An 11,847-nucleotide genomic window follows, 5' to 3' on the forward strand; every position below is an offset into this window, starting at 1 on the left:
AAAGGGAACCCCATGAACCTCATCGAGAAAGCCGCCCAGCATCTGGAGGGATTGCCCAAGACGGACTCAGCGCCGGTGCCATCCACGTCGACTCCATCAACGCCGGATTTGTTGACTGTCTGGCCGTCTGCCGCGCAAGCGGGCGTCGTGACGTCGGAGGCCCCTGCATCGATCCAGGTCGAGATTGATCTCCAGAAGTTGTCCAGCGCCGGGTTCGTCATGCCCGATGCGCCGCGTTCAATGATCGCTGAAGAATTCAGGGTTCTCAAGCGCCCGCTTCTTGCGAATGTTGCGGGTCGTCCCGGTGCCCCGATTCGACATCCGAACCTGATCATGGTCACGAGCGCAATGCCGAAAGAAGGCAAAAGTTTTACCGCGCTGAACCTGGCGATGAGCATTGCTATGGAGCTCGAGCGCACCGTCCTGCTGGTGGATGCCGATGTCGCGCAACCCTCCTTGCCGACCTTGCTGGGTTTGGCCCCGCGCAAAGGCTTGCTGGATGTGCTGGAAGACAAATCCTTGCCATTGAGCGAAGTGTTATTGCGCACAAATGTCGACAAACTGAATCTCTTGATGGCTGGCACGCCACAGGCTCGGGCGACCGAACTGCTGGCGAGCCAGGCGATGGCGTCGTTGCTGGAGGAAATGGCAGAGCGGTACCCGGATCGGATCGTTATCTTTGATTCACCGCCATTGCTGGTGACTACCGAGGCGCGTGCTTTGGCAACACAAATGGGGCAAATCGTCTTCGTCGTCCGCGCCGAACATACGCTGCAAAGCGCGGTCAAGGAAGCACTTGGCACGATCGCAGCATGCCCTGTCAAGTACATGGTGCTGAATCAATCGCGCAGTCTTGGTCAGACGGCTTATGGCTATGGTTATGGTTATGACCGCTAGGCCTGCTGCATTTTCCCTTGTTCGTCAGTGTTGCCTCGTGGGTGCGGCAACGGTCTTGTGCGCATCGACTGCGCGCGGTGAAGCATGGTTGATCGTCCCCAGGGTCGACGTCTCGGAGACCTATAGTTCCAACGTGACCCTGATTTCGGAATCGCCCGTGCGCGGCTGGATTTCGGATATCTCCCCTGGAATCCGGATTGTTGGCGGTGGCGCTCGCCTGAAAGCAAATCTTGATTATCAGCTCGATAGTCTTTACTACTCGGGCAGTCCGTCGATCCGGCAAAATCTGAACTCGCTGACTTCCTCTGCGACGCTGGAGGCGGTCGACAAATGGCTGTACATCGACGCGAATGCCAGCATCGGGCAACGTAATGCGTCCGCGTTTGCCCCAGTTGCCACCGATAACAGGAGTGCCCTGGCAAACCGCGCGGAAACCAGGACGGTGGCAGTTTCCCCTTATGTAAAAGGCAGCGTTGCCGATCTCGTTGCCTATCAGTTGCGCGAAATATCGACCGCATCGCGTTCTGATGATGCCGCCCTTGCCAACACTTATGTCACGCAATGGATAGGTTCGCTCAAGAATAATTCGGCAGGTGCAAAGATCGGCTGGTTTGTCGACGGTGATTTCATTAACGTGCGCAATGACATCCTCGGCAGCCGCGACGACAATCGCCTGCGCGCAGGCGTGACGATCGAAGTTTTACCCCAGTTTAATTTGCTGGTGTCGGATGGGACCGAACAAGCCAACTTCGACACCGCGACCAAGAAGAGTGGTTCGACCCCAGGTATCGGTTTGCAGTGGGCGCCAAGCCCTCGCACGCAATTGGCGGCATTGGCAGAGCGGCGATTTTTCGGATCGAGTCACAGCTTTTTGCTCAGCCATCGGACAGCATTGCTGAATTGGCGCTACTCGGACATCAAGGATGTGACCAATTTGTCGAGCTTGCTGGCAACTTCTGGCGAGAGCACGATCGCCGTGCTGATGTCGGACCTGCTGGCGGCAAGTATTCCTGATCCCGCTGCGCGCGCCGAGGCCGTGCGTGCCCGTCTGGAACAATCTGCCGTGACAACCGCCGACTTGACTTCCGGCGCCGTCCAGACCTCCCGTCTGTTTATCAATCGGGTACGCGACGCCTCCGTGGTTTGGCTGGCGCCAAGGGATACCGTCGAGTTGATTCTCATCCAGCGCGACCAGGAGGCACTCGATAATTCAACGAGTGCGACTGACAGTTTCGCGCAAAGTAACCTTATCCGTGAACGCAGCGCCACAGTGTCCTGGACGCACCGGCTTACCCCATCGGCCACGTTGAACTTCCTGACCACCAGATTTCGAACGGATGGCTTGAGCGTGGCAAACCTGACCAAGAATCAGTTGACGCAAGCGCTTTCGATTACGTTCATGGTTGCACCGAAAACCCTGGTTTCGGTGGGAGCGCGCGGCACCCGATTTGACAGCTCGATCAATGGCAGCTTCCGCGAGAATGCGGTCGTCGCCACCCTGTCGCAGCGTTTTTAGAGTCCTGGATTTTCTCATGTACGAAGCATTCTACGGCCTGGCCGACAAGCCATTTCAGGCCAACCCTGATCCCTCGTTTTATTTTGGCAGTCGTCAACATCGGCGTGCAATGGCGTACCTCGATTACGGCATGCATCGCAACGAGGGGTTCATCATTATTACCGGCGAGGTGGGGGCGGGAAAAACCACCGTTGTTCGCAATCTCCTGAGCAAGCTCGATCGGGATTCGATCATTTCTGCCCATTTGGTCAGTACCCAGCTGGATGCGGAAAACGCATTGCGCATGGTGAGTGCGGCATTCGGCATCCCGACCACCTCACTCAACAAAGCGGATTTGCTCCTGGCACTGCAGCAATTTCTTGGCGATGCCTATCGCGCCGGAAAGCGATGCCTGCTGGTTGTGGATGAGGCACAAAATTTGAGCATGCAGGCTGTTGAAGAACTGCGCATGCTGTCCAACTTTCAGATTGACACGCACGCGCTGTTGCAGAGTTTTCTGATTGGACAACCCGAATTCCGTCACACACTGCAGAGCCCGCAGATGACGCAGCTGCGGCAACGCATCATCGCGGCGTGCCACATTGGCCCGCTCGATAGCGAAGAAACCCAGGCGTATATCGAGCATCGGCTGACGCGCGCCGGATGGAAGTCATCACCCCAGTTTTCGCCCGACGTTTTCCCTGCAATTCATGAGGCCAGCGGTGGCATTCCCAGGCGGATCAATACAATCTGTGATCGACTGCTATTGACCGGATTCCTTTCGGACACGCGCACCTTTTCCGAATCGGATGTGTTCGAGGTGGTTCGGGAAATCAAGAGCGAAACCTTTGCACCGAAGCTGGTGGCGGTTCCCGCCGGCGCCGAATTGCTGCATCCGCACGCGGTCGCGGTGAGCGGTTCCACGGAATCGCGCGGAGTGATTGACGATCTGATTCAGGACGACATGGCATTGCGAATGACGCAGGTGGAACAGCGCATGGCGCGGATCGAGGCCGCGCTGGATGGTCTGTTACGAAACAATTCAAGTGCGCTTGCCTTGCTGGGGCGACTGGTTGATCGCGTCGAAAAGCCCGAACAGGCGCAGTCCGAATAACGCGCACCCGAGCGACTCAACCGGCGCGCGGACGCCAGACTGCCATGGTATCGCCGCGGAAAAAGCGCAACGTGGCAATTGCAAACGCCACGTTCGACAAGAGAAGATAGCCTGGTACGACAGTGAGCTTTTTCAGCCAGCCCGGGATATTCGGCAACAACCCGAGCAGCGCGAGGCTGTAGGCTGCGAGCTGCAGCGCGAGCAGAATCCGGTAGAAATTGTCGTTCATCGCCAGAACCAGATTTCCCGCTATGGCGCCGATCATGAAAGCGAAACCGAGATACCGCAGCACCTTGTGTGAGATCAGGCAAAAGCAGGTGAGCGGGTAATGGATCGGATTGAGCAGACGGCGCATGTATGCCAGCCCCTGCAGCGCCCGTAACGCGACCCGCACGCGCATGCGAAACTCTGAACCCAACTCCGAATTTGGCGCCTCGAAAGCAGTCACCGACGGGTCGAAAATGACGCGGTGGTTTGCGGCAATAACGGTCAGGGGCAAAATGAAATCGGTGATCAGGTGTGGCGGGGTATCGATGTACAGATTCCTGCGTATTGCATCGACGCCGCCGTTGACGCCGATGATCGATCCGACAGACGTTTCGATCCGCCGCACCAGATTTTCGTAGCGCATATAGGCGCTTACACCGGTGCCACTGAGATTTCCGTTGCCGATGGTGAAACCCAGCGAACCGGTGAGATATCCGACGTCAGGATCGGCAAAATTTGCAGCGATGTTCTGCAGCGCATTTGGTCCGAACAGCGTATTGGCATCACTGAAGACGAGAATGTCGCCATGCGCCAGTCCGACCGCTTCATTCAGGGCGGCGGCCTTTCCTTCGCGCCCCCGGCGGCGTAACAGATGCACACCTCGTTGTGCAAAACCCTCAACAATCGCATCGGTGCCGTCGGTTGATCCGTCTGAAATGACGATGATCTGAAGTTGATCCGCAGGATAACCCTGGTCGAGCTTGTTCTGGATGGTGGCGGCAATGCAGTCGGCTTCGTTATAAGCCGGTATCAGAATCGTCATCGACGGAAGTTGTGCCGCGCGCATGACCGGGCGTGGTCGCGCCATGCCGAGTACGGCGATGATCAGCGGATAGATCAAATAGGGATAGATGATCAGGAAAATGGAGGTCCAGACGAAGATTTCCATAACGGCCAGTTTTTCAGGGGTGGTTGGAAATGCGGTAGCTTAGCGAGCACCGGTCGTGGACAGTCAGCCGGACCGTCAGCTTGTCGGCAATAAGTTGGGCCGCGCCGTCCACCGGGGTGAGGATCGCACCGCTTTTGAGCGTCAGCTCGACCGCACCATCGGCGTCAATAACTATGCGCTGTTGTACAACGTCAATTTCAAGGCCGCGCAGCCGCCCGAAGTAAGCGATCGCCGGGCCAATCTGCGCACGTATGCAGGTCGTTGCGTCAGCGTCGATCGCACTCAGTTTCATGTGGTCGGTTGTGCAATGTTCGAGCGTGTGTCGGGCATTGACGGCGCAGAGTGCCGTGGTGGGCGGCGCGACGCGGAAATCGAGAAAGTCCGAGGGATCGCCGCTCTGCCCGTGTTCCGCGGCTTTCGCTATGTTGTAGGCTTGGCGTGCGGTGACATAGTGCAGGCTGAATCGCTTGCCATCGTTATATTTCTGATTCAGCTCGCGGTGCATTGCCAGGGCTTTTTCGCCAAACAACGCATCGAAGTCCTTCTCGATTGCGCCATGCGTATGCAGCTTGACGAACAGCCATTCCGGTCGTCCCTGTACATGAACGTGGCAGTCGATCCATTTGCGAATACGGTCAGCCCGTCCCCAGTTTTCGCTGGTGAGACTCGCGTTTTCGATGCGAGGATAGGAAGGCGCTGCCCAATTGATGCCGAGCGGGCCCTGTATCATCATCAAGCCGTCCTGATCCGGCGCACCGGTCTGGGCGTCCGGACCCCAGTCGTGTCCTTTGGGATGTTCGCTGCTGCCGGTGCCGTAATAAATGGCGTTGATCTTGCGTGTCTGGCACGCATTTGCCGAGGGCATCGTCAAATCAGCCCAGCAACCCAGCTTCTGCAAGATATGCAATTCGTTATTGACGCCACAGTGCTTGCCTCCACCGGAGTTTGCCAGCGCCCAATCGCCATGAATGAATCCGAACGATGGCTCAGGGCGATGGCCCGACGTCAGCAGCAGGCCCCAGCGATGGTACTCGTCGAGGGTGCTGCGCAGATCCCGTTCCAGCGTCGCTTCGGTGTCGCCGTCATGATGATAATGCAGCTCCACTTCACCTAACCCGGCGTGGGCCATGGCAGCGAGATCAGCAAGATGCTCAACCCCGTGATGCGGCGGGTAGAACCAGGTGTGCACGGGTGCCGTGCCAAATTCACTGCGGCAGCGCTCCTGAAATGCGGCGTAACCCTCGCTCCACGCCTTGAGGCGTTCGCCACCCTGTTCAGGACGTTGAATTGCGTGCTGGGGTTCGAAGTGGTCGCAAATCAGGAAGATAACGTGAGTGTGCCGGGTCGCGCGCCGATAGCGCTGGTAGAGGCGTGCCGGGGCTGATGCCAGATAGGTGGGCAACCAGAGATCAATCCGTCTTTTCAACATGTACTGGCACTTTCCTTGCTCGCGGTGGCGAGCGTTTGCTGGCCATAAATGGAGACGATTTTAAGGGCATTCTGATGCCAGGTATGGTGTTTCGTCACGTACGCACGTCCCGCTTTGCCTAGCCGATCACGCAATGCCGGGTCGCGGATCAGCCTGACAATCTGATCAGCCATTTCTGTGGTGTCACCGGGTTCGATCAGCAAACCGGTTTGACCATCATGGAGTACCTCGAGCACCGGTGCGACAGAGGGTGCAACGATGGCCTTTCCCATCGCCATGTACTCGAAAATTTTCATTGGCGAGCCGTAGGCATTCGAATTGAGCAGGACTGTTATATCCATCAGGGCAACCAGTGGTGGCACGTCGGCATGGGGTTTGCGGCGCGTAAACACAACGCGGTCAGAAAAACCTTCCGACACGCAAACGTCTTCGAGGGATTGGCGGAATTCACCATCGCCGACAAACAGGAAAGTCGCTTCGGGGCAGCGCGCAAACACGGAGCGCAATACCGCAGGAAATTCCGACATTCCCTGCCATCGGTTCATTGTGCCGACAAAGCCAATCACGGGCGCCATCAGACCAAGCTCGGCCGCGAGATCCGGATTCAAGTGGCGTTCGGGATTGAACCAGTCCGGATCGATTGCGTTGTGGCAGGTGCTGATCTGTTGCGGCGGAATACCCTCATGAACGAGTAACTCGCGTTGTACTTCGGTGACAGTGATGATGTGACTTGCGGCCAGCAGGATGCGTTTCTCAAGCCAGCGAGCCAGTGTCTTCAAATACAGTCCGTAATACTTGGCCCATGCCTGTGCATACGGAGTGTTAACTTCAAGAATGAGTGGAATGCCATATCGTTTTGCCACCCGAACGCCTGCAAAATTGAACAATGCGTATCGTTCATAGACAAGGTGTGGCTTGAATTGCTTGATGGCCTTCGCCAAGCGGTGCGCGACGACGATGTTGTAGCCAAGCTGCATCAATTCAAACAGCAGTCGCGGCGCCGCGTTTTTTATGCGGCCCAGCAGGGATGGCCGGCTACCACGCGCCCCTTGGTGCTGGATTGCTGCGGGCCCAACTACCAGGACCTCGTGACCGAGAGCTCCGAGTGCATCGACAATCGCCTTGATGTGGATTGATTCGGGCTCTTCGCCTTGGGTTCTGTGATGGTAGAGGATGCGCACGATAGAAGAAATAGGTGGATCTTGGTGCGCTATTCTAAACGTTTTGCCAACTATAAAACGCGCTGTCAGCGGCGATCGCGTTAGCGCTTTGAGGCGGCTTGACATGAAACATGCTTCTTCAATATTTTCCGGAACACGGAATTCATTTCGGCAACGGTTCGATCGTTCAGGATTCAGAGCCGACTCCAGCATCCTCGGCCAGGGCAGGGCAGGACGTCGCGCAAAAAAAAGCCCGCTCAAATATGCTGAGCGGGCTTTTGGTTTGACTGACCATGGGTCAGTCAAACAGTCAGGACTGTTTTATTGCTCGTATGCGCCGAGATCCTTGGCTGCACCACGTGGCCGTGAAACCAGTCCGCTGAGGTCATCAAGCACGGTGATGGCAGTCGCCTGGGTTGCCATGTCGACCGCTGCACTGCCGGTACCCAGTTTCAGGGCAGCAGTGAGTTTTGGATCGCCATACAGACCCGACGCATCACGGCTTACGGTGCCCCAACCATAACCACTATCCCAGTACAAATTGCGCTTGAAGTCGAGATAGCCATCCGCATTGCCCATGTTTTCATAGAAAGTCGATGAATGTACGGTGTTTGGTCCGGCGGCAAACAGGTTGTCGTAGATCCGGATGGTGCCGGTCGGACTGTAGTTGCCCCAGGTATTGAGGACCTGGGCATTGCCGGAACCGCTGACGACACGGTCATTGTTATAGAACGTGTTGAACGCAATCGTCATGTCCATGTTTTGCGAGATGGTGTTGATGCGCAGGCCGGAGTAGGTCGCACCGGTGACGACATTGTTCCAGATTTTGCCTGAGACGATGCTGTCGGCCAAATTCAGACCGTACTTGCCGGAGCCGTCGAACCAGTTGTGATGCACCTGCATGCCGCTGAAGCCCGCCCAGTTGGCCGGAAAACCGACGTAGCTGTTACCGGCCAGGCCGATGTTGTCGAACATCTGCAGCAGGTTGCCGCCGGTAATGTTGTGCACCCAGTTGAAGCCGATGTCCCAGTTGGTAGCGCCGGAATCGATATAGATGCCGTGGTTTTCCAGCGCACCGACACAGGCGATGTCATGGATGTTGTTGCCATACACCTTGACGTTGTCGCCATGGCCAGCTACCCCGCCGCCCTTGGCGTTGCCCGGTGCGGCCAGCGTCGACAGCCATGGGCCGAGTTCATTGTTGACCACGCGCCATGGGCCGGCACCATATTGCACGTTGATCGGTGCCGCGTCGGAACTGGCGGTGGCACTGACATCCATGCGCAGGTTGGAAATCGAGACCCAGTCACCGGTGGTGGCGTAGTAAGCTGAGTTGGCACCCTGGATGCCGCCCTTGACGCCGGACGGTGTCGAGTAATGCACATCCTCGATGGCGTTGCCGCTGACTGGCCCCGGATAGGCGGTAATGTGGATCCAGCCGGTCCTGGCAGCGCCGGTCGGTGCGGAACCCTGTTGCTGGGTATCGCGGAAACGCAGCCAGGCGCCATCAAAGCCGGTGTCGGACCAGTTGCCGCCACGGATGACGACATGGTCGCCCGCCTGGAGCGTGCCATAGGCGCCACCACGTGCGCTGGTTTGCAGGTAACGCCACGGCTTGCTGATGTCGCCGGCGACGGCGGTGCTGTCATTGCCGTTCTGGGCGACGAACAGGATGCGGCCAGGATTAGGCGTGAAGGTCTGGTCGACATTGCTGGTCACGCCGTTGACGACGACGCTGATCGGCAGGGCTTTTCCAAGAGTCGGATTGCCGAGATTGCCAACCTGCACGGTGAGTTGTTGCAGACCGAGCTTGCTGCCGACCTTGGCGGTGCCGAGATAACGGTAATTGGCGACTTCGCTGCCACCGATATAGACCTTGGTGGTCGTGCCCATGCCGCTGGAGCCGAAGTTGTTGCCGAAGATCGACAGGTAGGCGCCATTGTTGCCTTCACCGCCGGTCACCGGACCGCTGACGGCGTCGATGTAACGAATCACCGGAGCAGTTCCGGAAGTTGGCGGCACTACGACCGGTGGCACCACGACTGGAGGTGGCGTAACTGGCGGTGGAACCGTAACGACGGCGGCAAAACTTGCCGCCGTAGTCAGGCTGCTGCTGAGTGTAACGGTGCAGGATGGGGCGGTACCAGTACAGGCGCCGGTCCACTGCTTGAAGGTATACCCTGACGCAGGCTGTGCCGTCAGCGCCACGCTGCTGCCGGTCGTATAGCGTGCATTGCAGGTTGTTCCGCAAGAAATGCCACTTGGCGTCGACAATACTTGTCCGCCAGCGGTTGTCGAAAGGGTTAACGTCGACTTGCCGCGGCGGCGCCAGTACGACGAGGCGTCCACAATGGTGGCATTTTCTGTCGCTGAAGTGACTGTGGGTGCTGTGCTTCCAGCGGCATCGGGCGTGCTGCCACCGCCGCATCCGGAAATGAGAGCTGCGGAAAACAAGGCAAGGGAAAGAGGTCGACCCCAGGATGTTTGTTGGGAATCACGCCATGTTTCGGTGTCTGTGCGATGTTTCGTGTATTGGATGGTGCTCATATACGGCTCCAGGTTGCTGGTCTTGTACCCTTGCCGCAGCTCCACTGGTTATGTGCGTGGAGGACGACGAGGTGTTACTCAAGACATCGAAATGTTAATTACAATGCTGACCACACATAATTTTCAGCAAACACATCCCCTAAAATTAGTTCCTGTAGGAAATAATTTCTGAAAAAAAGGTGATCAGTACGACTGGTGATCAAAATGACACTGTGAACGACCAGAAATTTGAATATTGCGCAAAAGCAATATTAGTGTAGCTGCTCAGTTTCTGATAAGCAATGTGTTAAATACTATTAAATCGAAAAAGTTTTAGTGGGCGAACCTTTCTTGCAGTCACTAAGCAAGTTTGACGTTGTTGGAGCAGAGAAAATTCCCGGATTTCGGAGAAAAAACACGCTAAAGTGAGTTATTTTGTTGTTAAATCAATCAATATCTGGAAATTTCGACAAGTTTTTCCAAAGATTGATGGTTTTTGAGCAGAGATTGATTTTTCTCAAGCATTGATAAATGGAAACAAAATTTTTGCATTCCATCTAAAACGCATTATCGAAAAGGAAAGTTTGGTGTTGATGGTGTATTTCTTTTTGTTAACTATTTGTTGGGTCAACAGCAAATTGTCAACTCGCGGGGGCGGGATGTTGCGGTATTGGCACTATCAGGTGGAAGCGTCTTCGTACGCTTCACCTTATTGATGCAGAACGTAATTGTAAAATCAGGGTGTTGACACATCGATTACTGGTTCATCAGATTGTTCGTTGCCCGCGCTGAAGTTTCTGAGTCTGTGTGCCCCAACGCCAGGTTCATTTCATGTTGTATCACCTGCCAGACGCTATCCCAGTTGTAAATGGTCTCGTAGCGCCGTCTCCCGTTTTCACCCAGCCTCCGTGCGAGTTCGTGGTCGCTCAGAATCTTGATCAAGGCACTTGCCAAGGCCTCGACATCCTCACAGGGTGTAATGATCCCGGCGTTAGCAACCATTCCTGGCATTGCGCCATAGTCAGAGGCGATACACGGCGTCGACGTTGCCATTGCCTCCAGGATGCTGATCGGGTTACGGTCGACGAGAGAGGGCAGTGCAAACACATGTGCGGACCGCATCAACCCAACCAGTCGATCACGATCCCGTACAAAACCGTGATTGATAACGCCTTTGGCATCCGGGAGCCGGTCCTGGCCAACAATGTGGAGCTGCGCCGATGGCAGCGTTTCGCGCACGCGTTCGAAGGCTTTCATCAGCAGCGTTCCGCCCTTTTTCTCGAAATCCCCTTTGCCGATATAAAGAATGGTGTTGCCATCAAACTTCTTTTCGTAGGGTTCCCCAAATGCCGCAGCAGCGCCGAAGCCAGTGGTGACAGCGCTGTCCGGGCTGACGTTGTAGTGTGAAATTAATGCATCCCGTACGAAATCACTTCCGACGAAGACCCGGGATGCCGTGTTGTAAACTTGCCCCTCAAGCGCAAACCATGCCTTTTCGTCACTTGGATTGGCAAAGTGCGAAATTTCATCGAACACGTTCCTGGACGAAAGCCAGCGGCACGAATCGGTAAAGACGAACAGGCGCTTTCCCTTGTGCACGCCGGGCGAGAACATGGCGCCCAAAAACAGGATCACGTCGTACTGACCGTCGAGCTTCGCAATCTGGCGCGCGAAATCCTTGGACAACATGCGAAATGATGTTGGTGTTTTTTCGAGATGGTAACGCCACCTGCGGTACCAGACATGGCGTGGCCAACGAATTGAAACCAGGCGATACCACCAGGCATACCAAGGAGAAATACGTGGTGTGATGCTTGCGACGATGTCGAACTCGTTGCGAAAGCGCTGCATCAAGTGCGGGAACATACCAATGCCGCCCCCACACACTACCGCACGCGGCTTTGATGGAACGGAATTGACAATCTTGGTTGGAGTATCCATTTATTTTGTTAAAAGAATATTGTTTTGTTTCCATGCGGAAATTTTCAAGCTAGTTGTCGCCCAATTTGTTCAAATTACGCTGCCGTTTTGAGTTCTGGGTGATGCTCCTTTCGATCCGCATTACTTGCG

General features: G+C 55.9%; 9 protein-coding genes and 1 pseudogene. 4 read left to right on the plus strand and 6 right to left on the minus strand.

All coding sequences use genetic code 11. The features are described 5' to 3' along the window. Positions 1-12: 12 nt before the first annotated feature. From RCH09_RS06995 to RCH09_RS07005, 3 genes are read left to right on the plus strand one after another with little or no spacing between them, the layout of a single operon-like run. Positions 13-897, plus strand: a complete 885-nt coding sequence (locus tag RCH09_RS06995) for an XrtA-associated tyrosine autokinase (RefSeq protein ID WP_326940333.1) — start codon at positions 13-15, stop codon at positions 895-897. Next, positions 887-2,413 (plus strand): TIGR03016 family PEP-CTERM system-associated outer membrane protein, encoded by a 1,527-nt coding sequence (locus RCH09_RS07000; protein WP_326940334.1) that lies wholly within the window; start codon positions 887-889, stop codon positions 2,411-2,413. The genes RCH09_RS06995 and RCH09_RS07000 overlap by 11 nt, the downstream gene beginning before the upstream one ends. 16 nt (positions 2,414-2,429) lie before the next feature. After that, entirely contained in the window at positions 2,430-3,506 is a 1,077-nt protein-coding gene (locus RCH09_RS07005) for an XrtA/PEP-CTERM system-associated ATPase (protein ID WP_326940335.1), read from the plus strand. A 16-nt stretch (positions 3,507-3,522) separates the two neighbouring features. Here RCH09_RS07005 and RCH09_RS07010 read toward each other — a convergent pair whose 3' ends face one another. The 3 genes from RCH09_RS07010 to RCH09_RS07020 are packed head-to-tail and all read right to left on the minus strand — an operon-like array spanning position 3,523 to position 7,377. After that, a complete protein-coding gene (locus RCH09_RS07010; protein WP_326940336.1) occupies positions 3,523-4,662 on the minus strand; it encodes a glycosyltransferase family 2 protein in 1,140 nt (379 codons plus the stop codon). Between the two features lie 13 nt (positions 4,663-4,675). Beyond that, positions 4,676-6,064 carry a hypothetical protein gene (locus RCH09_RS07015; RefSeq protein ID WP_326940337.1) on the minus strand — a complete coding sequence of 463 codons (1,389 nt, stop codon included), beginning with the start codon at positions 6,062-6,064 and terminating at the stop codon, positions 4,676-4,678. Positions 6,065-6,084: 20 nt separating this feature from the next. After that, positions 6,085-7,377 (minus strand): glycosyltransferase family 4 protein, encoded by a 1,293-nt coding sequence (locus RCH09_RS07020; protein ID WP_326940338.1) that lies wholly within the window; start codon positions 7,375-7,377, stop codon positions 6,085-6,087. 5 nt (positions 7,378-7,382) lie between these two features. Between RCH09_RS07020 and RCH09_RS07025 the strand changes: the two genes are divergently transcribed. Next, a complete protein-coding gene (locus RCH09_RS07025; RefSeq protein ID WP_326940339.1) occupies positions 7,383-7,538 on the plus strand; it encodes a hypothetical protein in 156 nt (51 codons plus the stop codon). A 34-nt stretch (positions 7,539-7,572) separates the two neighbouring features. Here RCH09_RS07025 and RCH09_RS07030 read toward each other — a convergent pair whose 3' ends face one another. The 3 genes and pseudogenes from RCH09_RS07030 to RCH09_RS07035 all read right to left on the minus strand — a co-directional run bounded on the left by RCH09_RS07030 (position 7,573) and on the right by RCH09_RS07035 (position 11,718). After that, a complete protein-coding gene (locus tag RCH09_RS07030) occupies positions 7,573-9,246 on the minus strand; it encodes a hypothetical protein (RefSeq protein ID WP_326940340.1) in 1,674 nt (557 codons plus the stop codon). Between the two features lie 96 nt (positions 9,247-9,342). Further along, a pseudogene (locus RCH09_RS19705) lies at positions 9,343-9,798 on the minus strand (InlB B-repeat-containing protein); the annotation flags it as partial. A 735-nt stretch (positions 9,799-10,533) separates the two neighbouring features. Continuing rightward, the gene (locus RCH09_RS07035) at positions 10,534-11,718 is read right to left on the minus strand and encodes a glycosyltransferase family 4 protein (RefSeq protein WP_326940341.1); all 1,185 of its coding nucleotides are present in this window, start codon (positions 11,716-11,718) and stop codon (positions 10,534-10,536) included. Positions 11,719-11,847 lie beyond the last annotated feature (129 nt).

Source organism: Actimicrobium sp. GrIS 1.19, from assembly GCF_035984655.1.
Lineage (GTDB): Bacteria > Pseudomonadota > Gammaproteobacteria > Burkholderiales > Burkholderiaceae_D > Actimicrobium.

What these genes read in the sequence shown, in the direction of transcription:
- RCH09_RS07035 (WP_326940341.1), bottom strand. Translation starts at nt 11,718, where the DNA reads ATGGATACTCCAACCAAGATTGTCAATTCCGTTCCATCAAAGCCGCGT.
- RCH09_RS07025 (WP_326940339.1), top strand. Translation starts at nt 7,383, where the DNA reads ATGCTTCTTCAATATTTTCCGGAACACGGAATTCATTTCGGCAACGGT.
- RCH09_RS07005 (WP_326940335.1), top strand. Translation starts at nt 2,430, where the DNA reads ATGTACGAAGCATTCTACGGCCTGGCCGACAAGCCATTTCAGGCCAAC.
- RCH09_RS07000 (WP_326940334.1), top strand. Translation starts at nt 887, where the DNA reads ATGACCGCTAGGCCTGCTGCATTTTCCCTTGTTCGTCAGTGTTGCCTC.
- RCH09_RS06995 (WP_326940333.1), top strand. Translation starts at nt 13, where the DNA reads ATGAACCTCATCGAGAAAGCCGCCCAGCATCTGGAGGGATTGCCCAAG.
- RCH09_RS07010 (WP_326940336.1), bottom strand. Translation starts at nt 4,662, where the DNA reads ATGGAAATCTTCGTCTGGACCTCCATTTTCCTGATCATCTATCCCTAT.
- RCH09_RS07020 (WP_326940338.1), bottom strand. Translation starts at nt 7,377, where the DNA reads ATGTCAAGCCGCCTCAAAGCGCTAACGCGATCGCCGCTGACAGCGCGT.